This window comes from Embleya australiensis (assembly GCF_051903075.1).
Classification (GTDB): Bacteria; Actinomycetota; Actinomycetes; order Streptomycetales; family Streptomycetaceae; genus Embleya.
This window is the reverse complement of sequence record NZ_CP182422.1, coordinates 669,537-696,103: the sequence shown is the minus strand read 5'-3', so window position 1 is coordinate 696,103 and position 26,567 is coordinate 669,537. Positions and strand designations below refer to the sequence as shown.

Sequence of the window (26,567 nt, the reverse complement as noted above, 5' to 3'; positions counted from 1 at the left end):
GAACCGGTGCGCGGGGGCGGGACGTCCACGTGGATGTGCCCATTCGTCGCCCCACCCTGCCCCGCTCCCGGCGTGCCCAACGGCGCGGCTACCAGGCCGTCGTCCTGCTCACGGTGGCCGGACTGGCCCCGGTGACGGGGCTGCACCTGTACGCCGGGGACCGGGTGCGCCCGGTGGAACGGGTGCCCGCGCGCGACGTCACGATGGTGCTCGGCGCGGGCGTGCGGGGGGATCGGCCGTCGGATCTGCTGGCCCGCCGACTCGACGTGGCGCTGCGGCTGTACCGGGCCGGCAAGACCCGGGTGATCCTGGTCAGCGGCGATGGCGGCGACAACCGCTACGACGAGACCGGGGTGATGCGGCGCTACCTCGTCGAGCGCGGAGTCCCGGACAAACGCGTCGTGAGCGACGATTCGGGATTCTCCACCTGGGATTCCTGCGCCCGGGCGAAGCGGATCTACGGCATCGAGCGGATGATCGTGGTCACGCAGAGCTTCCATCTGCGGCGCGCGCTGGCGCTGTGCAAGGCCGCCGGCATCGATGCCTACGGTGTTCCGGACCGATCCCTGACGTGGGGCCACATCGGACCCACCGTGTACGGAACCGGTCGCGAGGTGCTCGCCGCGATCAAGGCGACCGGAACGATCGTGTTCAAGCCGGACCCCCGGGTGACCGCCCGCCCCAGCGACGCGATCCGGCGCGCCCTGGAGGACTGACCGCGGGGGCGACCGCCCGCCCGGCGTCTCGCTGCGGCGCGCCCGAACGACCGTTCACCGGGGATGTCGGACCGGTGCGTCATGATTGCGCGGTGTGAGACAGGCGCCGGGCATCCTCCACCTCGACATGGACGCGTTCTACGCGTCGGTCGAGCAGGTCGCCAAGCCCAGCCTGGCCGGCAAGGCGGTGATCGTGGGCGGCATCGGCGCCCGGGGTGTCGTGGCCACCGCCTCCTACGAGGCCCGGGTCTTCGGCGTACGCTCCGCGATGTCCATCGGCGAGGCCCGCCGGCGCTGCCCCAACGCCGCCTTCCTCAGCCCCCGCTTCGGCCTCTACCGGCAGGTCAGCGACACCGTGATGGAACTGCTGCACCGGCTGTCCCCGCTGGTCGAACCGCTCAGCCTGGACGAGGCGTTCATCGACCTGGACGCGGGCCCGCACGGCGGCGCCCTGGACACCGCCCGGGTCACCGAGATCGCCGTGCGCCTGCGCGCCGACATCCACGCCGCCACCGGCCTGACCTGCTCGGTCGGCGCGGCCACCTCCAAACTGCTGGCCAAGATCGCCTCCGAGGCGGACAAGCCCGACGGGTTGTGCGTGGTAGTGCCCGGCACCGAACGGGCGATGCTCGACCCGCTCCCGGTGCGCGCGCTGCCCGGGGTGGGCCCGGCCACCGGCGACGTGCTGCGCCGGGCCGGCCTGGACACCGTCGCCGACCTGGCCGCGGTGGACGAGAGCGAACTGGTACGCCTGCTCGGCCAGGCGCACGGACACGGCCTGCACGTCCTGGCCGCGGGCCTGGACGCGCGCCCGGTGGTGGCCGACCGGGACGCCAAGTCGGTGTCGGTCGAGGACACCTTCGCCACCGATCTGGTCGACCGCGAGCGGATCACCAGGGAATTGGACCGCCTCTCGATCCGCTGCGTGGAGCGGCTGCGCGCGGCCGGCCGCTCCGGCCGCACCATCGTGTTGAAGCTGCGCCGCTACGACTTCAGCACGCTCACCCGCTCGGAGACGCTGCGCGGCCCCACCGACGACCCGGGCGTGGTGCGCGAGACGATCCGCCGCCTGGCCGCCCAGGTGGACGTCACCGGCGGAGTGCGGCTGCTGGGGGTGGGCGTCAGCGGCTTGGCCGACTTCGCCCAGCAGGACCTGTTCGGCGCCGCCGACACGCCGGCGGAGGAGCCGGAGGACGACGACGCGGGGCCGGCGGGGGAGGAGCCCGCCGAGGCCGGCCCCGAGCGGGTCTCCTGGTCTCCGGGCCAGGACGTGGTCCATGAGGACTTCGGCCCCGGCTGGGTCCAGGGCAGCGGCGTCGGCCGCGTCACGGTGCGCTTCGAGGTCCCGGGCGGAAAGCCGGGCCGGGTACGCACGTTCGCCCTCGCCGACCCGGCGCTGCGACCGGGGGAGCCGCTGCCCCTGCCGGGCACGGGCGACGCGGACGACCGGCCCGCCGGACCCGCCGACCCCGGCCCGCCGCCTCCGCCGCCCCCGTCGACCTGACAACCCGCACCCCTCCGGCCTGGCGTCCCGTCCGCATCCGATGCCACGCTGATACCGTTGAAGCCGCCCATTACGTTCGCGCGGGAGAGTTCTCGTGTTCGTCCGCACGAGGCGCCGAAGGAGCAACTCCTCCCCGGAATCTCTCAGGCACCCGTACCGCGTGGTCGTGGGCACTCTGGAAAGCAGGATCCGCACGTGGCTCGCCGAGTCGGGTCGGATCCTCGCCGACGGTGCAAATCGCGTTCGTGGGACCGGCCCCGCCGGTGTTCCGGGCGGGGTGAAGCTCTCAGGTACCGATGACAGAGGGGGAGGCCGGTGGGCGCGCGACCCGCGTGTCCGTCCAGGAGCGATCCAGGAGGCCTTTCGCGATGACACCGCGCACCCCTGCCCCGACGCGTGCTCACGCCGTACTCCCCTCCGGCCCCGGCTCGTTGACCGGCCTGGAGGCCGCGTCGCCGTTCACCGGCCGGCACATCGGTCCGGACACCGACGAACAGGCGAAGATGCTCGCCGCGATCGGTTACGGGTCCCTGGACGAGCTGACCGACGCGGCGGTGCCCGCCGCGATCCGCGCGCTCGCGGGCTTCGAGTTGCCGGCCGCCCGCACCGAGGCCGAGGTGCTGGCCGAACTGCGCGAGCTGGCCTCCCGCAACACCGTGCTGACCTCGATGATCGGGCTCGGCTACCACGGCACGTTCACCCCGCCGGTGATCACCCGCAACGTGCTGGAGAACCCGGCCTGGTACACCGCCTACACGCCCTACCAGCCGGAGATCTCCCAGGGCCGGTTGGAGGCGCTGCTCAACTTCCAGACCGTGGTCACCGACCTGACCGGCCTGGACGTGGCCGGCGCCTCGCTGCTCGACGAGTCCACCGCCGCCGCCGAGGCGATGACGCTGGCCCGCCGGGCGGGCCGGGCCAAGAGCGACGTGTTCGTCGTGGACGCGGCCACGCTGCCGCAGACCATCGCCGTGGTGCGCACGCGCGCGCGGGCGCTGGGCATCGAGGTCGTGGTCGCCGACACCGCCGACGGGCTGCCCGAGGGCGGCTGCTTCGGGGTGCTGCTCCAGTACCCGGGCACCGACGGTCTTGTTCGCGACCTGACCCCGGTGATCGAGGCCGCGCACGCGCAGGGCGCGCTGGTGGCGGTCGCCGCCGACCTGCTCGCGCTCACCGTGCTGCGCGCGCCCGGCGCGATGGGCGCCGACATCGCGGTCGGCACCACCCAGCGGTTCGGGGTCCCGATGGCCTTCGGCGGCCCGCACGCGGGCTACCTGGCGGTCCGCGAGAAGCTGACCCGCAGCATGCCGGGCCGCTTGGTGGGGGTGTCGGTGGACGCCGACGGCGCGCCCGCTTACCGGCTCGCGCTGCAGACCCGCGAGCAGCACATCCGCCGGGAGAAGGCGACCAGCAACATCTGCACCGCCCAGGTGCTGCTCGCGGTGATGGCCGGGATGTACGCGGTCTACCACGGGCCGGACGGGCTCGCCTCGATCGCGCGCCGCACGCACCGCTACGCGGCCGTGCTGGCGGGCGGGCTGCGGGCCGGCGGTGTCGAGGTGGTGCACGGCGACTTCTTCGACACGGTCACCGCCCGGGTGCCGGGTCGGGCCGAGCAGGTGCTCGCGGCGGCCCGCGCGGCCGGCGTCAACCTGCGGCCGGTGGACGCGGACCACGTGGCGATCACGTGTGACGAGACCACGCTGCGGGCGCACGTCGAGGCGGTCTGGGGCGCGTTCGGGGTGAGCGGCGACGTGGCCGGGCTCGACGCCGAGACCGCCGACGCGCTGCCCTCGGGGCTGCTGCGCGACACCGAGTTCCTGACCCACCCGGTCTTCCACACGCACCGCTCCGAGACCGACATGCTGCGCTACCTGCGTCGGCTCGCGGACAAGGACTACGCGCTGGACCGGGGCATGATCCCGCTCGGCTCGTGCACGATGAAGCTCAACGCCACGGTCGAGATGGAGCCGGTCACCTGGCCCGAGTTCGCGAACATGCACCCCTTCGCGCCGGTCGACCAGGCGGCGGGCTACCTGGAGTTGATCGACGGGCTGGCCGACTCGCTGGCCCGGATCACCGGCTACGCCAAGGTCTCACTCCAGCCCAACGCCGGCTCCCAGGGCGAACTCGCCGGGCTGCTCGCGGTCCGCGCGTACCACCACGCCAACGGCGACACCGCGCGCGACGTGTGCCTGATCCCCTCCTCCGCGCACGGCACCAACGCGGCCAGCGCGGTGATGGCGGGGATGCGCGTGGTGGTGGTCAAGACCGGTGAGAACGGCGACGTGGACCTGGCCGACCTGCACGCGAAGATCGAGCAGTACCGGGACACGCTCGCGGTGCTGATGGTGACCTATCCGTCCACGCACGGCGTGTTCGAGGAGGGCATCGAGCAGGTGTGCGCGGCGATCCACGAGGCCGGCGGCCAGGTGTACGTGGACGGCGCGAACCTGAACGCGCTGGTCGGCCTGGCCCAGCCCGGCGGCGCGATCGGCGCCGACGTGTCGCACCTGAACCTGCACAAGACCTTCTGCATCCCGCACGGCGGCGGCGGCCCCGGCGTCGGCCCGGTCGCGGTGCGCGCGCACCTGGCGCCGTATCTGCCCAACCACCCGCTCCAGCCCACCGCGGGCCCGGAGACGGGCGTGGGACCGATCTCGGCGGCCCCGTGGGGCTCCGCGGCGATCCTGCCGATCCCGTGGACCTACCTGCGCCTGATGGGCCCGGAGGGGCTCAAGGAGGCCACCCAGGTGGCCGTGCTCGGCGCCAACTACATCGCCAGGCGGCTCGCGCCGCACTTCCCGGTGCTCTACACCGGCCCGAACGACCTGGTCGCCCACGAGTGCATCATCGACCTGCGCGGGATCACCAAGGCCACCGGCGTCAGCGTGGACGACGTGGCCAAGCGACTGATCGACTACGGGTTCCACGCGCCGACGATGTCCTTCCCGGTGCCGGGCACGCTGATGATCGAGCCGACCGAGAGCGAGAACCTGCACGAGATCGACCGGTTCTGCGACGCGATGATCGCGATCAAGGGCGAGATCGACCGGGTCGCCTCGGGTGACCTGCCGGCCGACGACAACCCGCTGGCGAACGCCCCGCACACCGCCGCGCTGCTGGCCGGCGAGTGGGCGCACGCCTACACGCGCGAGGAGGCGGTCTTCCCCGCCGGGGTGGTGCCGGCCGAGAAGTACTGGCCGCCGGTGCGCCGGATCGACGGCGCCCAGGGCGACCGCAACCTGGTCTGCTCGTGCCCGCCGATCGAGGCGTACGGCGCCAACTGATCCGCGGGCCCGCGCGGCCCGTCCCCGAGCCACCGCTCAGGGGCGGGCCGCGCCGTAGGTCAGCAGGCGGGCCACCGAGGCGGCGAAGCCGGGCTTGGCGGCCAGGTCGCTGCCCAGGACGCCGAACATCAGCGCGCCGCTGAGCGATTCGAACAGCAGATCCGCGTCCAGGTCGGGGCGGGCCTGGCCACGCGCGATCGCGTCCGTGACGAAGGCCCGGAAGATCGCCCGGACGGGATCCATTCGGGCCACGAGCAGATCCTTCAGTTCGGGCTGGTCGCGGTACTCGGCGAGCAGCCCGGGCACCGCCGCCGCGGTCTCCGGGCGGCGGAAGGACTCGAGCGCGGCCTCGGCGAAGCGCGACACGCCCGTGGCGAAGTCCTCGTGCGGCAGCGGCCGGAAGCTCATCTCGCGGGCCGGGTACACCGCCTCGTGCACCAGGTGCGCCTTCGACGGCCAGCGGCGGTACACGGTCGGCCTGGTCACCCCCGCGCGGCGGGCGACCGCGTCGATACTGACCCGGTTGTACCCCTGCTCGGCGACCAGTTCGCGGGCCGCGGCCAAAATCGACTCGTCGGTGCGCGGGTCACGCGGGCGACCGGGCCGAGGGGTGTCGCCAGTGTCGCCAATGCCCATGGGGACAAAACTCCGAGTCTCGCGCGCAGCCGGTGCCGCTCGGACTGTATCGGGACCGCGGCGCGGGGGCTCCGGGTCGACCCGGGCTCCGGCCACGCGTCGCCGCCGGACCGGGTCGCGGGCAGACGAGAGCCGGAGGTCGTTCCGAGGGACCTCCGGCTCGTCAGGGCCGTGCGAACGGTTCAGGCCGCCGAAACCAACCCCACCCGGGGTCGGTGCGGGGCGATGGTGCGTCCGTCCGGCAGCAGTTCGCCCGTGTCCTCGAACAGGACGACGCCGTTGCACAGCAGGCTCCATCCCTGTTCGAAATGAGCGGCCACGACGACGGCGGCCTCACGATCGGGGCTGTCCGCCGGGGGGCAATGCGGTCGGTGCTGGCACATCCTCGTACCTTCTCTGTCTGCGCGGAGCGCGCCGGGCCCCATTGCCCGGCAGATCACAGTCTCCGCCTTGAAACCGCCTCGCGCAGGACTTATCGCGGTTCTCACCCGACTGCGCCCAAGATGTGACCACACGTGTGAACGGCCGGGTGTGATCAGCTGTCCGGAGCCCCCACGGCGGCCGGCCGGCGGGTACGCGCGGCCAGGACTTCGGCCAGTTCGGCCGCGGTGTATCCGCGCAGCGCCTGCACCCCGCAGGGCGCCGGGGCGAGCGGGATGAGCAGGTCGACACCGCCCGCCTCGTCCGCCAGCCAGAGCGCGACCATGTACATCCCGGGGACGTTCAGCAGGCGCGCCTCGTCGCGGCGCAGCAGGGTCCCGGGCAGTGCGCGGGCCGCTGCGGCGGCGGGCGCGGTGGCGACGGTGAACGGGCCCTCGACGAATCGGCCGACGCCGTGACCGGTCGGGCCGGTGCGGACCTCGATGCCGCCGACGACCGTGTCGCCGGACCACATGAGCCAGCGCCAACCCACCTGCCGAGCGCTGCGGACACCGCGCTCGGAGACCAGGTCGAGCAGGTCGATCTCGAAGACGCGGTGCGGGAATCCGGCCGTGAGCGCGGCTTGATCGGCGCGGCAGTCGACGGGAAGCGATTCACGGGAATCGAGTACGGCTCGCGCCGCTCGTCGGGCCGATTCGGGAGCCTCGGGCACACGCAGGACCATGAGACCGCCTCATTTCGATGCAGAGTCCAAGAAACCCGGAAAATCCGGGGAGGGGAAAGCGGCGCTGTGCTGTGGGGAACCGGGTATCCGACCGGGGGACGACCCGGCGGCGTACAGAGGGACCCGGCAGGGCCGGTCAGCGCATTGTACCGAAACGGCTGCGAAAAGTAACGGTGTATTGCGAACTGACACCCGATTGAAGACCTTTTGGAACAGTCTCGATCAGGGGAAAAGTGAGGACATCACGTCGTCGAGGGTGGCCAGGCCCAGCGGCGCGGAGTCCGGCGCCAGTACCAGGGCCAGGTGGGTGCGGGAGCCGCGCATGCGGGCCAACAGGCCGGTCAGCGCGGTGTCCGGGGTGACGGTGACAAGCGGATAGACCGGTACGGAACCGTCCGTTTCGGGCGCCAGTACGTCGAGCACGTGGACGTAGCCCTCGGGGTGCCCGGCGCGGTCCAGGACGGGGAAGCGGGACAGTCCGGTGCGCACCGCGACCTCTTCGAGGGCCGCCGCCGACACCGGGGCGGGCAGCGCCACCACGTCGGACCACGGGCGCAACACCTCGGCGGCCGTGCCGGAGTGCAGCGCGAGCGCGCCAGCGAGCCGGTCGTGCTCGTCCACGTCGAGCAGGTCGTGCTCGCGCGACTCGGCGAGCAGCGCCGGAAGTTCCTCGATCGTGTACACGCTGCGCACCTCGTCCACCTGCCGCACTCCGAAGACGCGCAGGCAGAGGTTGGCGGCGTGGTTGAACAGCCACAGGATCGGCGCGGTCACCCGGGCGAACACCAGCAGCGGCGGGGTCAGCCACATCGCGCATTCCTCGGGGCCGGCCAGCGCGATGTTCTTGGGCACCATCTCGCCGAGCACCATGTGGCAGAACACCACCACGGCCAGGCCCACCACGAAGGCGATCGGGTGCACCGCGCCGGCGGGCAGGCCCAGTGCCTCGATCGGGGTGCCGAGCAGGTGCGCGAGCGCGGGTTCGGCCACCGCGCCCAGGCCGAGCGAGGCCACCGTGATGCCGAGTTGGGCGGCGGCGAGCATGGTGGACAGCCGGCCCATCGCGGTGAGCACCATCGTCGCCCGGCGCGAGCCGGCCTCGGCCCGGGGCGCGATCCGGGTGCGGCGGGCGGAGATCACCGAGAACTCGGCGCCGACGAAGAACGCGTTGGCCGCGAGCAGGACCAGCGACAGCAGCAGGTCGCCCATCACCCGTCGGTCTCCGTCCGCAGTTCCACCTCGTCGATCCGGTGCCGGTCCATCCGGACCACGGTGAGCCGCCGGCCGGCCACGTCCACGTGGTCGCCCACCTGCGGCAGCCGGCCCAGTTCGGCCAGGATCAGGCCGGCCAGCGTGTTGTAGTCGCCGACCGGCATGCGCCAGCCGCCGGCCTCCTCGACCTCGTCGGCGCGCAGCAGGCCGGACAGGCGCAGCACGTGGGTGCTCGGGGGGCGCTGCGGCGGCGCGTCCGGCTCGTCGGCCGGGTCGTGTTCGTCGGCGAGGTCGCCGACCAGTTCCTCGGCCAGGTCCTCGGCGGTCAGCACCCCGGCGGTGCCGCCGTACTCGTCGACCACGACGGCCAGCTGGGTGCGGCCCTCGCGCAGGCGCTCCACGGCGCGTTGGAGGTCGAGCGAGGTGGGCACCAGGACCGGGGCGCGGGCGATCCGGGTGAGCGGGGTGTGCGGGCGCTCCGCGGCGGGCACGCGCAGCGCGTCGCGGACCACGGCCACGCCGACGATCTCGTCCAGGTCCTGGCCGCGCACCGGGATCCGGCTGTGGCCGCACGCGCGGGCGGTGTCGAGGAGTTCGGTCACCGACGCGGTCGCGGGCAGGGTGACCAGTTCGGTGCGCGGGGTCATCGCCTCGGCGGCCTGTTTGCCGGCGAAGCGCAGGGCGCGGTTCAGGATCCGGGCGGTGCCGACGGGCAGCGCTCCGGCGCGGGCCGAATGCCGGACCAGTTGGGCGAGTTCGTCGGGGGAGCGGGCCGAGCCGAGTTCCTCCTGCGGCTCGATGCCGAGCCCGCGCACGAGGACGTTGGCGGAGCCGTTGAGGAAGACGATCAGCGGGCGGCAGAGCCGGGAGAAGCCGATCTGGAACGGGCCGGCGACGCGGGCGACGCTCAGGGGGCGGGCGATCGCGGCGTTCTTGGGCACGAGTTCGCCGAGCACCATCTGCAACGCGGAGGCCAGTACGAGGGCGGCGAACCTGGGGAGGCGGAACGCGGCCTCGGCGAGGTAGCCGACGATCAGCGAGGTCAGCGTGATGCCGAGTTGGGCGCCGGAGAGTTGGAAGGAGAGGGTGCGCAGGCCGTGGAGTACGCGCCGGGCGCCGCGGTCGCCGGCTTCGGCTCGGGCGGCGACGTCGCTGCGCTCGACGGTGACGAGGGAGAACTCGGCGGCGACGAACATGCCGTTGCCGGCGATGAGGAGTAGGAGGAGGCCGATGGCGAGGGGGGTGTCGATGGGGGCCTCCGGGGGGAGCGGGCGCTCGTGCGCTCTTGCCCGGTGGGCGCGGGAGTATGCGTTCGGCCGCCCATCCGGGGGCCTTGTCCTCAAACGCCGGACGGGCTGGGTTTGGTGGCGCCGTGTGTGGAGGTTGCGGGTTGCTTTGTCCTCAAGCGCCGGGCGGGCTGGAGTGTGTGTGTCGTTCGACGCGTGGGCTGTGGTCGGGTGTTGTCCTCAAGCGCCGGGCGGGCTGGGTTTGGTGGCGCCGTGTGTGGAGGTTGCGGGTTGCTTTGTCCTCAAGCGCCGGGCGGGCTGGAGTGTGTGTGTCGTTCGACGCGTGGGCTGCGGTCGGGTGTTGTCCTCAAGCGCCGGACGGGCTGGGTTTGGTGGCGCCGTGTGTGGAGGCTGCGGGTTGCTTTGTCCTCAAGCGCCGGGCGGGCTGGAGTGTGTGTGTCGTTCGACGCGTGGGCTGCGGTCGGGTGTTGTCCTCGAACGCCGGGCGGGCTGGATGGGGGTTGGGGTTGGCTATGGGGTTACGAAGGTGTAGCCGTTGGACTTTAGTTCGGGGATTATTTGTTCGAGCATTGTCATGGTTTGGCTGCGTTCGCCGCCGCCGTCGTGGCACAGGATGATGCCTCGGGGGCCGAGTTGGCCGTGGACGTTCTGGAGCATCTTGGGGACGCCGGCCTTCTGCCAGTCGTTGGTGTCCACCGTCCAGTGCAGTGAGCCCATGCCCAGCGACGCGGCGGTCTGGCGGACCTCTTCGGACCAGTTGCCGCCCGGGGCGCGGAACCAGCGCACGGGCGTGCCGGGGGAGGCCTTGTGGATCCACTCCAGGGTCTCCTGCATCTGGCCGTGTATCTCCTGCGGTGTGCGCTTCTTCAGGTTGATGTCGTGCGTCATGCTGTGGTTGCACAACGTGTGGCCGGCCGCGACCACCTTGCGGACCAGGTCCGGGTGGTCCTTGGCCTGCTGGCCGACCATGCAGAAGGTGGCCTTGACGTCGTTGCGGGCGAGGATCGACAGGGCCTTGTCGGTCCACTCCGGCCACGGCCCGTCGTCCAGGGTCAGAGCGACCACCTTGCCCTCGCCCTTGACCTTGCTCACCAGGGTGGAGTCCACCGGCGGCTGCTGCGCGGCCGGCGGCGTGGCCGGCTCCTGTGCGTTCGGGCTGCCCGGCTGCAGCGGTGCCTGTATCTCCTTGGGCGCTTCGCCGGCCCGGGCCGAGGCCGCCGCCGACGACCAGCGACCGTCGCCGACGACATTCCATACGAGTGCGCCACAGACGAGGATCGCGATGACCGTGACCACTGCCTGGAATCGCAGACCCTGTATCGGCAGTGCCCGAATCAACCCCCGCACGACAACCCCCAAAAAGATCTCGCTTCGGCGCCTTGGGAAGAGGCCACCCTAGGTGATCGCCGACAAGGCTTGAAGATCGACCACCGGATGCATCCTCGATGTGATCAGTGACGTGGTTGTCGGCCTCGTGGTTCCCCTGTGATTCGTCACGGTCGATCGGTAATGTTCCCAATGTCGGCCCGATGCATCGGTTGAGGGGAACGTCGGCGGGAACGTTCGGCACGTCCCGATCCGACAGGTACCGGATTGCGACCACTCGACCGGCTCCGTACCGGAGTCGGGTTCCTGGGGAGGGGCATTCATGGGCGAAAAGGTCGAGGTCACCGAGTTCGGCCGGTCCGACCGGCAGCGTTACCGGCACAAATTGCGTCGATGTCTGGAAACACTCCAACGCATGCTCGACGAGAACCGGTTCGAGAGCGCTCGAAAGCTCATGGGTGTCGAGATCGAACTCAACCTGACCGACGCCGCGGGCCGGCCCCGGATGAGCAATGCCGAAGTACTGCGGCGGATAGCCAGCCCCGATTTCCAGACCGAACTCGGCCTCTTCAACATCGAGGTCAACATTCCGCCGCACCGGCTGACCGGACCGGTGTTCTCCGAATTGGTGGAGGAACTGCGCACGAGTCTGGACTACGCGGATCGCAAGGCCGCCGAACTCGACGCGCGGATCGTGATGATCGGAATTCTGCCGACCCTCACCGACGCGCACATGGCGTTCGAGACGATATCCGACAACGCGCGCTACACGCTGCTCAACGACCAGATCCTCAACGCCCGGGGCGAGGACATCCGGCTGCGCATCGACGGCGTCGAGCGGCTGGACACCACCTCCACCACGATCGTCTCCGAGGCCGCGTGCACGTCGGTGCAGTTCCACCTCCAGGTCACCCCGCGCAATTTCGCCCCCCTGTGGAACGCGGCGCAGTCCATCACCGGGGTGCAGTGCGGCATCGGCGCGAACTCGCCGTTCCTGTTCGGTCGCGAGTTGTGGTGCGAGACCCGGCCGATCCTGTTCGAGCAGGCGTGCGACACCCGGCCGGAGGAATTGATCGCACAGGGTGTTCGGCCGCTGACCTGGTTCGGCGAACGCTGGATCGATTCGGTGGTCGACCTGTTCGAGGAGAACCTGCGGTATTTCCCGTCGCTGTTGCCGATCTGCGACGACGAGGATCCGATCGAGGCGCTGGATCGGGGCGACGTGCCGCATCTGCGCGAACTCAAGCTGCACAACGGCACCATCTACCGGTGGAACCGCCCGGTGTACGACGTCGCGCGCGGAAAACCGCATCTGCGGGTGGAGAACCGGGTGTTGCCGGCCGGACCGACCGTGGTCGACATCATGGCCAACGCGGCGTTCTACTACGGCCTGGTCCGCTCGCTGGTGGACGACGAACATCCGGTGTGGGAGCGGATGCCGTTCGAGGTGGCCACCGAGAACTTCCACGCGGGCGCCCGCTTCGGCATCGACGCCGAGTTGAACTGGCCCGGCCACGGCACCGTTCCGGTCACCCGACTGGTCCTGGACGACCTGCTGCCGCGCGCGTACGAGGGGCTGGACCGGTGGGGCATCGACCCGCGCGAGCGGGACGAGTACCTGGGCATCATCGAGCAGCGCTGTCTGCTGCGGGTCAACGGGGCCGGCTGGCAGAGCGCGCAGTACCACCACTACCGCGACGCCAAGGGCATGGACCGACTGGAGGCGCTGCGTGCGATGACCCTGCGCTATGCCGAGCACATGCGCGGCGGGGACCCGGTGCACACGTGGCCCGTGGGCTGACGGCGGGTTTATCCGCGCTCGATACCGTGTGCCTGTGATCACCGAGCCCGCGTCCGAGACCGTCGAGACGCCCCCCGAGTTCCGGCGCCGCGTCCTGCGCTCCGAGCTGGTGCTGGTGCTGGCCCTGTCCCTGGGGGCGTCCGGGGTCTCCTCGCTGATCTCCTTCCTGGGTTCGCTGACCGCGCCGGGCGGGCTCGGTCACAAGGCCGCGGTGCTCAACGGTTCGCGCGCGGTGGATCGGCCCTGGTTGGACCTGGCCTGGCAGCTGTTCGGGATCGCCACCGCCCTGGTGCCGGTCTTCCTGGTCGCGCACCTGCTGATGCGCGAGGGCTCCTCGATGCGCGTCCTGGGCGTGGACCGGACCCGTCCGTGGTGGGACCTGGGGCGCGGGACGGCGGTCGCGGCGGCGATCGGCGGGTCCGGCCTGGCGCTGTACCTGGGCGCGCACGCGGCCGGGGCGAACCTGACCGTGGTGCCCACCACGCTGCCCGACGTGTGGTGGCGGATCCCGGTCCTGGTCCTGTCCGCGATCCAGAACGCGGCCCTGGAGGAGGTGATCGTCCTCGGCTATCTGCTGCGCCGGCTCGACCAGTTGCGGGTGCCGTGGGTCAAGGCGGTGGCGATCAGCTCGGTCGTGCGCGGCTCCTACCACCTGTACCAGGGCATCGGCGGGTTCTTCGGCAATGTGGTGATGGGCGTGCTGTTCTGCCTGCTCTACCGGCGCTGGGGACGGGTGATGCCGCTGCTCGTGGCGCACGCGCTGATCGACATCGTGGCGTTCGTGGGATATGTGCTGCTGGCCGGCCGGGTGGACTGGCTGCCGACGGCGTAGCGGCGGGCCCGACTTCGGGGCCGCGCGGCGTTGTCGTGGTCGGTCGCGGCGATCGATTTGTGGACTCGTGGGTACGTCTTGTGGGCGTCGTTGGTGTCTGATGGGCATTGTGGGCAGACCTCCATCGAGCGGGGTTCGCCGGCGGACAGGCGCATATCGGGCGACGCGGGGACGCAGGGGGTCGTATGGACAACCGGAGGCGGGCGGAGTTCTTCTCCACACCGAACCCCATCGGCGGGCCGCCGCGCGGGCGGTTCGGGTTGAACGCGCTGAGTCGACACCCGGTGCGGATCCTGATGGTGGCCGGCGGATTGATCCTGCTGGTGATCGTCTTCTTCGTGGCGCTGCTCACGGTGGACGGCGGCGGGTCCGGCGACAAGAAGAAGTCGGCGGACGCGACCGGCGGCAAGAGTTCGTCGGCCTCGCCGAGCGCGAGCAAGTCCGGTACGGGCAAGGCCACCACCGGGCCCGGGCAGAGCGCGGCGGGGCCCAAGCCGGGCTCGGTCGCGGCCACCGTGCACACCGGCGGCCAGTTGGTGCTGTACAAGGGCACGTCGTACCAGTCGGACAAGGTCGTGCAGATCAAGACCGGCACCGAGGTGCGCGCGAACTGCCACACGGAGGGCTCGATCGCCTACTACGCGGGCTCCTCCAGCAAGACCTGGGCGCAGATCGACGTGGAGGGCCGGACCGGCTTCGTGCCCGCGATATTCCTGGACACCGGCGGCGACCTGAGCAAACAGATCCCCGCCTGCACACATTGAGCGATCGCGGGGGCGCCTCGGAACACACTCCATCGGGTCGGTTGGATCACTAGCGTACGGCGGGCGGGGCGGACCGAGATCGACTCCGGGGGAGAGCCCATGACCACGCTCGTCTTCGTGCACGGAACCGGGGTGCGCGATGTGACCGACTCGGCCGCGGTCCGCACCATCACCGCCAGGGTCGCCGCACGGCTGCCGGAGGTGCGGGTGGAACCGGTGGACTGGGGCGCGGCGTTCGGCGTCGAGGTCTCGCCGGCACTGCGCGCGCTGATCGGGATCGCCGACCCCGCCGAGGGCGGATCGGCCGCCGAGGTCGACCCCGAGGAGGCCGAACTGCGGTTGTGGGCGGTGTTGGAACGACACCCCCGCCACGAACTGCGCGAGGTGGCCGCGGGCGCGGCGCCCGGCGGGCGGCGGACCGAGGCGGCGGAGGACCTGCGCTGGGCGGTGGAGCACGACGTGGTCGGGATCGACCTCGCCGCGGTGTTGCCCGGCGCGCCGCCCGAGTGGCCGGACGTCTTCGCCGCGGCGGCGCGGGACGTCGCCGACTCGGCCGAATTCACCGGCGCGGTCGAGGTGTTGGCCGCGAGCGCCGACTACGACGTGATCGGCCGGGCCGTGGTGGCCGGCTTCGAGCAGGCGCTCGCCGCCCGGTCCGAGGCGCCGACCGCGTGGTCGCCGGAGTGGCGCGACATCCTCGTCGCCGCCGTGCGCGACGCGTGCGGCGGCACCACCGCCGGCGGCACCTGGGTCGGCCGGACCTTCAAGAGCGGCCTGATGTACGCGAGTTGGCCGCTGCAGAACACGCTGCGCGGCGGCACCCTGGGCGGCAGCGTGCCCGCGATCGGCGACATCCTCCACTACCAGGCGCACGGCGCGACGCTGCGTGCCTACCTCGCGGCGCGGATCGCCCGGATCGAGGGGCCGGTGGTGCTGCTCGCGCACTCCCTGGGCGGGATCGCCTCGTTCGAGACGCTGGCCGAGGCGGCCGGGCCGGACACGCCCGAGCGGCGGCGCCATCCGCTCCCGGGTGTGCGGGCGCTGATCACCGTCGGGTCGCAGATCGGCTACCTCGGCGCGGTCGGCGCGCTCGCGACCCACCCGGCGCAGGCGGACCCGCCGAACCGGTTGGACATTCCGTGGACCAACGTGTGGAACGCCCGCGACTGGCTGTCGTTCCGCGCCGCGCCGGTCTTCGGGACGGCGGTGCGCGACGTCGAGGTCCGGGTGCGCCGACCCTTCCCCCGGTCCCACGGCGCCTACTGGCGCTGCCCGCGGCTCTACGACGAGATCGTGCGCGCGGTGGAGGGCGCCCGGTGACGGTGCACGCCTTGTTCGTCTGCGTCGAGCACTATCCGGCGCACGAGGGCGGGCCGGGCGATCTGCCGGGAGCGCTCGCGCAGACCCTGGAGCTGGTCGAGTGGCTGCACACGAGCGGTGCCGCCGGTGCCGAGTGGATCACCGTGCTCGCGTCCGTGCGGGCCGCGTCGAGGCCGACCGCCGAGCGGCTGCGCGAGTTGATCGCGGCGGATTCGATCCTGGTCGGACCCGGCGCCGGGCCCGGTGAGCTGCAACACGTCGACTTCGAGCGGGTGATCGGCGGGCTCGGGGAGAACTGGCGCGACGGCGACCGGTTCCTGTTGCACTGGACCGGCCACGGCCGGCTGGACGCGCACGGGCGGTGGCTGGAGCTGCCCGCGTTTCACCTGGCGGGTGACTCCCGGCTCTCGGTGCGGGCGATCGGCGTCGACGAACTCCTGGCCCGATGCGGCGAGGTGCCGCGCCGAGTCGACCAGTTCCTGGTCTTCGAGACCTGCGCCGACCGCCGCGGCGAACCCGGGGCCATCCCGCTGAACCTGACCGCGGCCGGCCCGAGCGACAAGTCGGCCAAGGCCCGCATCTCCGCCGTCTTCGCCGCCGAAGACGGCCAGTTCGCCTACCGCCCGGCGGACCGGCCCGCGTTCACCACGGCCCTGATCGAACACCTGACCCTGCGGGGACCGGACGCGCTGACCGTGCCGGCCTTTCGTGAGATGTTCGACGAGATCGACACCCGGCTCGCCGCGAGCGGCCCCGGCGGCCGACCACTGCGCCAGTCGCCGATGTACCGCGGGCCGGGCGCCGCCGACTGGCGCGAGGGCGAGCGCGACCCCGAGAACCAGTTCGGCCTGTACCGACACCGCCTGCTCGCGCTCCTCGCCGACCTGGACATCGGTGCCGGCGAACCCGGCGTGCTGCGCACCTACCTGCGCGAACGAGGCGTCCCCGAATGGGTCTTCGCCGGCGCCGACCTCCCCGCGTGGGGAGCGGCGCTGATGTCGCTGCCCGGGCCGCCGGGCCGGCATCCGATCCGCCACCTCCTGGAGTGGCTGTACGCCGGGTGTCACCAGACGCATGTCGCCGACTGGGCCGAGCAGTTGCGCGAAGACGGACACATCGACGCGTTCCACCCGGCCGAGGTACGCGAGCGGCAACCATTGACGCTCGTGGTGTTCATCCGGGAGAACGCATACTCGCCCGACCGGCCGGACCGGGTGCGCTACGACGCCGAACCACGCTTCTACGTCGGCTTCGAACGTTTCGAGACGCCACCGGGCCTGCCCTCGGGCACCGGCCTGCCCCGGGAGCGACTCGACGACCACCTCGCCGACTTCTACCTGACGATCCGCACCGGCTGGACCTCCCTGGCCAAGGCCCGAGTGCAACTGGTGCTGCCGACCGAGCTGTTCAACGAACCCTTCGAGGCGGTCCGGATCGGCGGCGCCGACGACCACATCGTGCTCGGCGAACACCACGAGGTGGTGCTGCGGCCGATCGTGCGGCACGGCGTGGCCCGGCCGATGCACTACGACACCTGGGCCGAATCCGCCGGCCTGCGCGCCAATCCGGCGGTGCGGCACCTGAATCGGCACCTGTGCGGCGGCGGCAGCCACGACTGCGACGACGAGCCCGTCGGCTTCCTCCAGGACTACCGCTGGGAGCACCGACCGGACCGACCCGGCACGGTCGAGACCGCGGTCGGCCGCGGCGACTGGGCCCTGCTGTGGACGCACGGGACCACCTGTACCGACGCGTGCGCCGGTACGAACGGCGCACACGGCGGCTGCTCCGGTGCCGCGGTGGGGCGGGACCTGTACCGGATGCTGGAGCAAAAGAACCGAAACCTGACCCAATTGCCTTCCGCCGTGACCCTCCTGCGGCGCACCCTGGGGCGCAGGGCCACACCGCCGGAGCGGGTCGTGCTGGTGTTCGACGATCCCGGTTGGCGTCCGTGGCAGGGTGCGGGACTGCTGCGCGGCGCCCCGGCGGGCAGGGGGGACGAGCGATGAGCCAGGTCACCACGAGCACCGTCGGCGACCACGATCCGGGGGAGCCCGCCGCGCCGTGGTGGATCTACCGCGGCGACACCGGCGGCGCGACCCGGGCCCCGGCCGGGACCGGCCCGGTCGAACTCCCGCCTCCGCCGCCGTGGCGGCTGTTCGGCACCGACGACGTCGGGGACCACGTGCCGGAGCCCGCCGCGCTGCCCGGCGAACGCGCCGGCGAACCGTACTCGGGCGAATTCCACGGCGACCGCCGCGTCTACGACCTCGTCAACGCCGCGATCCACCTGCGCCGGCCGCTCCTGGTCACCGGCCGCCCCGGCACCGGCAAGACCACCCTGGCCCGCAGCATCGCGACCCGGCTGCGCCTGGGCCCGGTGCTGCGCTGGGGGATCACCAGCCGCTCCACCCTCCGTGAGGGGCTGTACGGATACGACGTGCTCGCCCGCCTGCACGACATGAACCTGCGCGCCAAGGGCGCGGCGGCCCCGGCCGGCGCCGACGTCGACGACATCGGCGCCTACATCACCCTCGGCCCGCTCGGCGACGCCCTGCTGCGCCGCCCGCACCCGAGGGTGCTGCTGATCGACGAGATCGACAAGAGCGACGTCGACCTCCCCAACGACCTGCTGCACGTGTTCGAGACCGGCGGCTTCGAGATCCCCGAACTGCGCCGGGCCCGGCTGCGCAGCGCGAAGGTGACACCGTACGACGGCGACTTCGGCGCCCGGGTCGAGGTGCGCGACGGCACCGTGCGCTGCGCCGCGTTCCCGATCGTCGTCCTGACCAGCAACGGCGAACGCGCCTTCCCGGCCGCGTTTCGGCGGCGCTGCGTGCCGCTGGAACTGCGCGCGCCGGACCGCGACGTGCTCAAGCGCATCGTGCGCGGCCGCCTGCCCGAGGGAGTACCCCTCGACGAGTCGTTGCTCGACCACTACCTGGAGTTGGCGAACGGCGTCGACGGGCCGCTGCTCTCCCCGGACCAGTTGCTCAACGCGATGCAGTTCCGCGACGGGATCCGCGAGCGCGCCGGACATGCCGACCACCTGCCCACCAACGACACGCTGGCCACCCTCCTGTTCCACGACCTGAACGGGGGATGAGCGATGGCGGAGGAGGACCCCGCCGGGGTCACCGTCGACGCGGTCCTGGACTGGGCGTGGTTGACCGCCGTGATCGACACGAGCGGCGGCCCGCCCGCCGCGGCGGCCGAGATCGCGGCGCCGGCCGGCCCGGCGCCCGCGCCCCCCGGGCCCGCGCCGCCGATCGCGCCCGGACCGGAGCCCCCGCCCGCGCCGATCGCCCGCCGATCGCCACCGGCGGTGCGCGGCCCCCGCCCGGAGACCTCCCTCGCCTTCACCGCCGTGCCCGACTCCGTCGAGTCGATCGAGCAGATCGGCACCGGCCCGGTGGGCAGGGCCGCACCGCGCCTGCCCGCATGGCTCGACGAGGCCCGGCCACCGGCCGCCTCGATCCTGCCCGACCGGCTCGAACTCGCCCGCCTGCTGCGCCGGTTGCGCCACCACGGCGCCGCGCCCGACGCGGTGGTCCTGGACGAGGAGGCCACCGCGGAACACGCGGCGCTGACCGACCTGATCGTGCCCGTGCTCGAACCGGCCCGGGAACGCTGGTTCGAACTCGCCCTCGTCGTGGACACCGCGCCCTCGATCGCCCCGTGGCGGCGCCTGCTCGCCGAGTTCACCCGACTCGTGAGCGGGAACGGCACGTTCCGCGCGGTGCGTTCCTGGTCCCTCGACACCGACGTGCCAGGTCGCGCGGTACTGCGCACGCCGTTCGGCACGCCGGCCCAACCCGCCGCGCCGGTCGGCCCCACCGGACGGCGGATCATCATGGTGATCACCGACGGGGTCGGCCGCGCCTGGTCCCACCCGCAGACCTCGGCCATGCTCGCCTCGTGGGCGAAGCAGTGCCACGTGGTGCTGCTGAACCTGCTGCCCAAACGCTGGTGGGAGCGCGCGCGGATCCCGTCCACCCCGGTCGTCTTCCGCGGCCGAGGCGCGGGCGCCGGCCGCCGATCGGCCTTTCGGCTCCGGCACGACCCGCACTGGACGGGCCCGCCCGAACGGGTCGCCGTACCGCTGATCGGCCTGCACCCCGAGGGCCTGTGGGCGGACGACCCGGCGGATCGCCGAGCCGGCCGATGGAGCGAACTCTCCCGCTGGGCCCGGATGATCACCGACGAGCGCGGTCGCGAGTTCGCGGGCCCCGCGTGGGTGCTCGATCCGCGCGGGGCGGCGGCCGGGCCCGCGCCCGCCCCGGTGCCGGCCGAGGACCGGCGCACACCGGCGGTACGGCTCGCCGAGTTCCGCGCCGGCGCCTCCCCGGACGCCGTCGAACTGCTCGGGAAACTCGCCGCCGCGCCGATCAGCCCGGCCACGATGCGCGTCGTGCAATCGGCGGTGCTCGCGCGGGAGGACCCCGCGTTCGCCGCCGAGGTGATGCTGAGCGGCCTGCTGGTCGAGTCGCCGGATCGGGACGAGGCGGCGCGACCGGACGACGTGGTGTACGACCTGGACGAGCAAGTCCGTGAGACGTTGCTGACCGCGATGAGCCGACGGTCGGCCCTGGAGGTGTACTTCCGGGTCGCCGAGTTCCTGCACGATCGCAACGGCCACGCCGAGTTCGACTTCCAGGACCTGCTCACCGCGCGCGAGCCCGCCCCGGTCGGCCTGCTCGGCCCGCACAGCCGCCCGCTCGCCCGGGTCGGCGCGACGCTGCTGGATCGCCTCGGACCCGACTACCGGCCCCGGGCCCGACGCCTGGAGGCTCGGGCGAACGGCCCGATGTTGCGCCGGCGCGAGCTGACCCGGGCCTGGACCACGCGGATGAGCCACTGGATCCGGGCGCGGCCGGTGGTCATGGACGGGCTGATCGTGGTGCAGGACGTGGCGGGGACGCTGGTGGTCCTCGATCCGCTGACGGGGCTGGCTCGGTGGACGGTTCACCTGAGCGTGCCGTCGCGGTGTGCGCCGGTGGTGGCGTCGGGGCGGGTGTGGGCGGGGCATGACGGCGGTGGGCTGTATCGGTACGACCCGACGAGGAGGTCCGCGCCGGACGCGGTGGTGCGGGTCGGCGACGCCGCAGTGGTGGCGCTGGTGCCGGGGCCGGTCGGTACGGATGGGCTGTTCGTCGCCACTGTGGACGGTCGCGTCGCGTGGCTCGACGGCGCGAACGACACGACGGAACTCGGGGGGACACGCTCGGGCGCACCGGCAGGACTGTGTGTCTCGGGGGATCGGGCCGCGGTGGTGGATCGGGCGGGCGGGGCCAGGGCGTGGCATGCGCGCTCGGAATCCGCCTCGTGGTCGCAGGACCTGTCCGAGGCCGTGCACGCCGCCCCGGTGGCCGACGAAGAGCACGTGTACGTCCCGCTCGCCACCGCCGGGATCGCGGCGCTGCGCTGGACCGACGGGGAGGTCGTCTGGCGGGCGCGGTTGCCGGGTGGGGTGTTGAGCACACCGGGGGTCGGCGCCGGGTTGGTGGTGGTGGTGACCGCCGACGGTTTCCTGTACGCGTTCGACGCCGAGTCGGGACGTCGGGTCTGGCGCACCGCCGACGTGCCGCAACCCGGGCTGCGGGTGACCCTGGCGGACGGGCTGGTCCATGTGGCCGGGGAGGCCGGGGGTATCCGTACCCACGACCTGGCCACCGGTCGTCGACTGGCCGAAATCCGTTCCGACGTGGGCGTGTCCGTGGCGGTCGCGGCCCGGGGGCGGTTGATCCTCGCCGGGCTCGACGGCACGGTGACGTCGCTGGAAGGGCCGGTGGTGGTCGACTGACCGATGCTCGGATCACCGGCCGGCGGACGACTGATCACAACCCATGGGAAACGCTTCGAGTCGGCCATGCGCGGGACTACGATCGGCCACTGCGGGTAAGTGGTCGTCACCGCGTGCAGGGTCGTTCGCCGACTCGCGAGGTCGACACACCCGGGGCTCCACGACCGGTGAGGCGTCGGCGGGGTGCTCCGGAGGGGACGAACGGGGGGATTCGTGCCGGGAGTTCAGCGACGGGTGGGTGACCGGTGAGCACCGCGTCGACGGGTCCGCGCGCGCCGGGCGATCGGGACACGGTCCCGGAGGCGGTGTGCCCCGTCTGCTGGGGGCCGGCTCCGGTCGTGGGCCCCTGCCGGGCCTGCGCGTGGCCGCCGGCCGATCCCGGGCCCACCGCCTACCAGGATGCGGCGCGGGCCTTCGACTACGCGGCCGTGCTCCGGATCGCGCATGCGCGCGGATTGACCGAGGTGCCCCGGGCGCCGGCCGATCTGGTCAGGTTCGGCCCGGTGGTCCCGGAGGCTCCGTTGGTCGCCGCCGCATCGGTCCCGGGGACCGGGCGGGCCGCGGTGCTCACCCTGCTCAGTGCGCTGACCGCCGGCGAACTGGACCTGGTGTTGTTCGTGGACATCGGGACCCGGTACCTGGCCGCGCAGTGGGTGACGCTCGACGAACGCGGCTTCGTCGGCGCGCCCTCGGCGAACCGGACGCGCCACGACTGGCGCGAGGTGGTGCCCTGGCTGCCCGAGGACGACGCGGCCCGCGACCTGACCCTGGCCGGCGGGGTGGGTCGGCGACCGGCCGTGGGCACGGCCGAGGCTCCCGAGGCGCTGGCTTCCCGGGCCCGGACGACGCTGCGGGACAACTGGGCCGATCCGAGTGGTTGGCGCGCGCTGCCGGGCGGGCCCTGGGAGCGGGCCTGGGCCCTGGTGCTGGTGGAACGCCGCCCGGAGTGGACCTGGTGCGCGCTCGCGGCCGAGGTGGTGCGGGAGCAGGTGCGGCCGGCCGCCGTGCTCGGCGGCGGTCCGCTCGACGACGAGAGCATCGAACTTCCCCAACTGATCGAACTGTTGGCCCTCGACGTGCCCGTCCGCCATGCGCTGCACCTGGTCGGCGTCGACCCGGGAGCGGAGGACTCGGATCGAACCCTGCTCCTGGACCGAGGGGCGGCGCCGGGCGCGGCCGACGGCCCCCCGCTCGCCGAGATCACCCTCGGCCTGCGCGGCGACGGCCCGGACGGGCACGACGTCGCGGTGGCGGTCGCCGACGTGGCCGATCCCGGCGCGTGGTCCGAGCTGGAACGGGTCACCGTGTTCGCGCCGCCCGGCGAAGTCCGGCTCACCGTGCGGATGATCGGGCCGGGACGGGTGGACGTCACCGTCTCCGGCGGGGCCGCCTGGGTGCTGGGCGCGGGCCGCACCGACCTTCGGCCGGCGGGGCCGCCGGCCGGCGGCCCCGCGCTGCCCCGTCCCTTCTGGCGGCCGGACCCGCCGACCGCCTACGACCTCCTGTGCGTGGTCGAGTTGGGCGGAGCCCCCGAACAGACCGCCGCCCGGCTCGACTTCGTCCGCGCGCTGCTCGCGAGGGCGGCCCGCGGGGATCGGTCGGTGTACTGGGAGCGGGCCGCCGTGCTCGGCTACGACGACCACCCCCGACCCCGGCGCAGCCGCCACGACCCGCTGCGCCGGGTCGACTTCACCCCGCCCGATACGACCCGGGCGGCGATTGCCGACTGGGTCGGGACACCCGCGGTGGACCCGTACGCCGCACCCCTGGAGCGGGTGTGCGCACTGCTGCGCACGAGCACGCTCGGCCGGCGAGTGCATCGGCCCACTCTCGTGGTGACCGTCGGCCTGCGCGGCCCGCACCCCTACGTGCAGGGCCTCGATCCGGCGCAGGCGTACGGCGGGGGCCGATGGGACGCGGACCTGGCGGCCCGACGGGCGGCCCGGCCGGGCGATCGGTACCTGCTGGTGACCGACGACCCCGGATATGCGGGCGCGGCGGACCCCCGGGTCCACGATCGCACCCTGAAGGCGTGGCGACTGCTGGGCGCGGACGGGTGTTTCACGCTCGGCCGCGCCACACCCGCCGACCTGCTGCGATTCGGTCGCGCCGCGCTCACCGGCACGACCGGCGCGCCGCTGCTGCTCGACGTGGTCACCAGGCCCTCGGCCGGCGAGTCGGGTGGGAAGGGGGTGCGCCGATGACGCGGTCGTACGGTACCCGGGACGGGGAGCCGACCGGTGGCGCGGTCCTGGAGAAGCGCATAGCCCTGTGGGGCGCGCCGGAATCGGGCCGCACCACGTTCGTCGCGATGGTCCCCGAGGCCGCCGAGGAGCGCTCGCGCGCACTCGGGCACGGCGGCGGCCGAAACCACGTGCGCCGGTGGAAGGTGTTCGGAACGGATGACGCCACCCAGCGCTTCCTGCGGCACACCGACCACGCGCTGCTGCACGAACACCGGTTCCCGGGCGAGCCCGACGGGAGCGTCGACACCGCCGAGCCGTCGCGATACCGCTTCCTCTTCCGGCGCGATCCGCGCGTCGTGCCGCTGCACCGGCTCACCGACCGCTCTCGATTCGTGGCCACGATCACCGAGTTGCCGGATCCGAGCACCCGGCGCGACGCGGTCAAGCAGACCCTGGCCGACTGCACCGGCCTGATCGTGCTGTTCGACCCCACCGACGCGAGCGGCGCGGGCGAGGACGCGATACGCGCGCTGGACCGCACGCTCACCGAAGCCGCCGCCGACCTCCAGCCGCGCACCGACCCCCGCGGCCTGTTGCCGTTCGAACCGGCCGTGTGCGTCACCAAGATCGACGACATGACGCTGTATCGGGAGGCCCGCCTGGGCGCCTGGGCCGAGTTGGGTCGCGACGGCCGGGTCCGGGTACGCGACCCCGAGGCGTACTTCCGCCGGTTGTGCGAGCGCGACGGGCCGTGCCCGAACCCGGCCGCCGCCGAACTGCCCGGCATCCTCGAGCGGCACTTCGGCCGAATCCGCTACTACGCCACCTCGGCGGCGGGCTTTCGCCGCTCCGCGGGCCGGATCGACCCGGAGAGCTGCCGCAACGTCGACCCGCACGGCAACGGCCTCGACGGACCGCCCCACCCCCAGGGCGTGCTGGAACCCATTCTCGGCATGCGCGCGGTGCGCATCGCGAAGAGGGGATGACCGATGTCCCGAATCGCCCCGAACCCCCGCCGGCCCCGGGCCCGTACCCGGCTCGTGGTCTCCGTGCTGTCGCTGATCCTCGCGCTGTGCGCGGCCGCGTCCCCGGCGCACGCCGTCGCCCGGGCCGACGGCGAGCCGCCCGCCGATTCGACCGCACGACTGCTGGACGAGTTGGGCACCGACGCCCAACCGGCCGACTTCTACTTGGTGCTCGACGTGTCGTCGTCGATGCGGGAGAACGGCGGCTACGACGAGGCGAAGAAGGCGCTGCGCAACCTGTTGACCGCGATGCAGCCCCGGGACCGGATCTCGGTGATCCGATTCGGCGCGACCACCACCGTCTTTCGGCCACTGGACGTGGCGCCCCGGGGCGAGGCCGTCTCCGCGTTCCTCGAGGGGTTGCCCAAGCCGAACGACGTGGAGAGCGACTTCGGCGCGGCGATGGTGTCGGTGTCCGGGATCGTCGCCGCGGCCCAGCCGTCGGCGGGCGGATATCGGCCGCCGACCGCGATCGTGGTGCTCACCGACGCCGATCTGTACGCGCCGAACAATCCGCGCTTCGCCGACGAATCGGCGCCGGGGTGGGAGGCGTTGCGGCAGGAGTACGCCAAGGCGGTCGCCGAACGCGGCCCGATCGCCGCGTACGCGATGCCGCTCGGCGACAACGGGCGCGGGGTCAACCTGATCGCGAAGGTGCTGCCCAGGGCCGAGACGCTCAGCGGCTCGGTCGCCGAGCAGGCGGCCCGGGTGCGCGCCCTCGAACAGGACGCGCGCGTGCGCAAGGGGGCCGCGGTGGTGCAGGCGGACCGGGACGCGACGGTCCGGGCCCGGTTCGCCCCGGCGCCCGCACACCCGCGCGGCGCCCGCCCCACCGACGCCGACTGCGCCGGCGCCGAGCCGCCGGTCGACCCGATCGACCTGTCCGGCCGCGGCACGCTCTGCCTGACCCTGGTCTCCACGGCGCACCGCATCCGGTTGACCGTCGCCGACCTGCACACCGGCGATCCGGCGATCGATCGGGCGCTGCCTCGCGACCCGATCACCCTGGAACCCGGGGTGCCGCGACACTTCCCGATCGAGGTGCGGGCGCACGAGCGCACCCGCACCGATCTGTTCGCCCGATCGCGGACCTACGCCGCGTCGACGACCGTGCAGGGCACCGTGACGGCCGCCCGGGCCGCCGAGTTCGCCGACCTGCTGCGGGTGCCGGGCCCGTACGCCGCCACCGGCCTGCGCGACGGCCGACTGGCCTACACGGGCCGGGTACGCGGATCGGTCATGTGGTCGGTGTGGGCGCTCCTGGTGGCGGCGATGGCACTGGTCGCGGCGGGGGGAACGGCGGCGTGGCGCTGGTTCCCGGCCGGTGTGTACATCGAACTGAGCATGGAGGAGGAACGATCGGAGTTCCCCGAGAGCACGGCACACCCGGTCCTGGGAATGCGCCACCGCTGGACCCATGAGCACGATCCGGCGGCCGGCGCGATCACGTCCTTCCTGGCCCGGGGCCGCCGACCGCGCTCCGGACGCGGGGTGACGTTGACCGCGCGCCACGAGCGCGACGGGCGTGTGCACACGTCCCGACGGCGGCTGGGCGTCGACGACGCCACCATGCTGTACGGCGTCCGCGCCCGGGTGTTGCGCCGACCGCCCACACCGCGGCCCGGCGGCGCCGACCCGGTGTCGAGCGCCGCGGAACCGGCCCCGATGGACACCCCCGCGCAGAACGGCCGGTACTCGGGGATCACCCGGCCCGATCCCGGGGAACAACACACACCGGTAGCACCGGCAGGATTGATCCCCCCGACCCCGACCCCCCGGCCGCCCCGCTGACATCGTGTG

Annotated in this window: 19 protein-coding genes and 1 riboswitch; of the genes, 13 read left to right on the top strand and 6 right to left on the bottom strand. The window is 72.9% G+C overall.

Annotated features, from left to right (window positions below; all coding sequences use genetic code 11):
* Positions 1-29 precede the first annotated feature (29 nt).
* The 3 genes from ACMXN5_RS02935 to gcvP all read left to right on the top strand — a co-directional run bounded on the left by ACMXN5_RS02935 (position 30) and on the right by gcvP (position 5,510).
* A complete protein-coding gene (locus ACMXN5_RS02935) occupies positions 30-716 on the top strand; it encodes a SanA/YdcF family protein (RefSeq protein ID WP_439673859.1) in 687 nt (228 codons plus the stop codon).
* Between the two features lie 94 nt (positions 717-810).
* A complete protein-coding gene (locus tag ACMXN5_RS02930) occupies positions 811-2,220 on the top strand; it encodes a DNA polymerase IV (protein WP_395786805.1) in 1,410 nt (469 codons plus the stop codon).
* 71 nt (positions 2,221-2,291) lie between these two features.
* Positions 2,292-2,389: riboswitch (glycine riboswitch) on the top strand.
* 199 nt (positions 2,390-2,588) lie between these two features.
* Positions 2,589-5,510, top strand: coding sequence for an aminomethyl-transferring glycine dehydrogenase (gene gcvP, locus ACMXN5_RS02925; protein WP_439673858.1), 2,922 nt, complete (start codon positions 2,589-2,591; stop codon positions 5,508-5,510).
* Between the two features lie 36 nt (positions 5,511-5,546).
* On the opposite strand, the gene ACMXN5_RS02920 is transcribed toward gcvP, so the two are convergent.
* The 6 genes from ACMXN5_RS02920 to ACMXN5_RS02895 form a co-directional block, all read right to left on the bottom strand.
* Positions 5,547-6,146, bottom strand: coding sequence for a TetR/AcrR family transcriptional regulator (locus ACMXN5_RS02920; protein ID WP_439673857.1), 600 nt, complete (start codon positions 6,144-6,146; stop codon positions 5,547-5,549).
* A gap of 182 nt (positions 6,147-6,328) precedes the next feature.
* Positions 6,329-6,529: a DUF5999 family protein gene (locus tag ACMXN5_RS02915; protein ID WP_126640671.1), complete on the bottom strand. Its 201-nt coding sequence runs from the start codon at positions 6,527-6,529 to the stop codon at positions 6,329-6,331.
* 152 nt (positions 6,530-6,681) lie between these two features.
* Complete coding sequence (locus ACMXN5_RS02910; protein WP_380000928.1) at positions 6,682-7,251, bottom strand: hypothetical protein; 570 nt, start codon at positions 7,249-7,251, stop codon at positions 6,682-6,684.
* Positions 7,252-7,473: 222 nt separating this feature from the next.
* Positions 7,474-8,460: a hemolysin family protein gene (locus ACMXN5_RS02905; RefSeq protein WP_439673856.1), complete on the bottom strand. Its 987-nt coding sequence runs from the start codon at positions 8,458-8,460 to the stop codon at positions 7,474-7,476.
* A complete protein-coding gene (locus tag ACMXN5_RS02900) occupies positions 8,460-9,659 on the bottom strand; it encodes a hemolysin family protein (protein ID WP_439673855.1) in 1,200 nt (399 codons plus the stop codon). Before ACMXN5_RS02900 ends, ACMXN5_RS02905 begins: the two co-directional genes overlap by 1 nt.
* A 561-nt stretch (positions 9,660-10,220) precedes the next feature.
* Positions 10,221-11,006 (bottom strand): polysaccharide deacetylase family protein, encoded by a 786-nt coding sequence (locus ACMXN5_RS02895; RefSeq protein WP_439673854.1) that lies wholly within the window; start codon positions 11,004-11,006, stop codon positions 10,221-10,223.
* A gap of 352 nt (positions 11,007-11,358) precedes the next feature.
* Here ACMXN5_RS02895 and ACMXN5_RS02890 point away from each other — a divergent pair, with 352 nt between their 5' ends.
* From ACMXN5_RS02890 to ACMXN5_RS02845, 10 genes are all read left to right on the top strand, one after another.
* Positions 11,359-12,837, top strand: a complete 1,479-nt coding sequence (locus ACMXN5_RS02890) for a glutamate--cysteine ligase (RefSeq protein ID WP_439673853.1) — start codon at positions 11,359-11,361, stop codon at positions 12,835-12,837.
* A gap of 28 nt (positions 12,838-12,865) precedes the next feature.
* Positions 12,866-13,669 carry a CPBP family intramembrane glutamic endopeptidase gene (locus tag ACMXN5_RS02885; protein ID WP_439673852.1) on the top strand — a complete coding sequence of 268 codons (804 nt, stop codon included), beginning with the start codon at positions 12,866-12,868 and terminating at the stop codon, positions 13,667-13,669.
* A gap of 185 nt (positions 13,670-13,854) precedes the next feature.
* Positions 13,855-14,433, top strand: coding sequence for a hypothetical protein (locus tag ACMXN5_RS02880; protein ID WP_395786813.1), 579 nt, complete (start codon positions 13,855-13,857; stop codon positions 14,431-14,433).
* A 99-nt stretch (positions 14,434-14,532) separates the two neighbouring features.
* Positions 14,533-15,753, top strand: a complete 1,221-nt coding sequence (locus tag ACMXN5_RS02875; protein ID WP_439673851.1) for a hypothetical protein — start codon at positions 14,533-14,535, stop codon at positions 15,751-15,753.
* Complete coding sequence (locus tag ACMXN5_RS02870) at positions 15,750-17,762, top strand: hypothetical protein (protein WP_439673850.1); 2,013 nt, start codon at positions 15,750-15,752, stop codon at positions 17,760-17,762. Before ACMXN5_RS02875 ends, ACMXN5_RS02870 begins: the two co-directional genes overlap by 4 nt.
* Entirely contained in the window at positions 17,759-18,859 is a 1,101-nt protein-coding gene (locus ACMXN5_RS02865; RefSeq protein ID WP_439673849.1) for an AAA family ATPase, read from the top strand. The genes ACMXN5_RS02870 and ACMXN5_RS02865 overlap by 4 nt, the downstream gene beginning before the upstream one ends.
* Before the next feature lie 3 nt (positions 18,860-18,862).
* Entirely contained in the window at positions 18,863-21,556 is a 2,694-nt protein-coding gene (locus ACMXN5_RS02860) for an SAV_2336 N-terminal domain-related protein (protein WP_439673848.1), read from the top strand.
* A 245-nt stretch (positions 21,557-21,801) separates the two neighbouring features.
* Positions 21,802-23,760: a hypothetical protein gene (locus tag ACMXN5_RS02855; RefSeq protein WP_439673847.1), complete on the top strand. Its 1,959-nt coding sequence runs from the start codon at positions 21,802-21,804 to the stop codon at positions 23,758-23,760.
* Entirely contained in the window at positions 23,757-24,728 is a 972-nt protein-coding gene (locus ACMXN5_RS02850; protein WP_439673846.1) for a hypothetical protein, read from the top strand. The genes ACMXN5_RS02855 and ACMXN5_RS02850 overlap by 4 nt, the downstream gene beginning before the upstream one ends.
* 3 nt (positions 24,729-24,731) lie before the next feature.
* Positions 24,732-26,558 (top strand): vWA domain-containing protein, encoded by a 1,827-nt coding sequence (locus ACMXN5_RS02845; protein ID WP_439673845.1) that lies wholly within the window; start codon positions 24,732-24,734, stop codon positions 26,556-26,558.
* Positions 26,559-26,567: the final 9 nt, after the last annotated feature.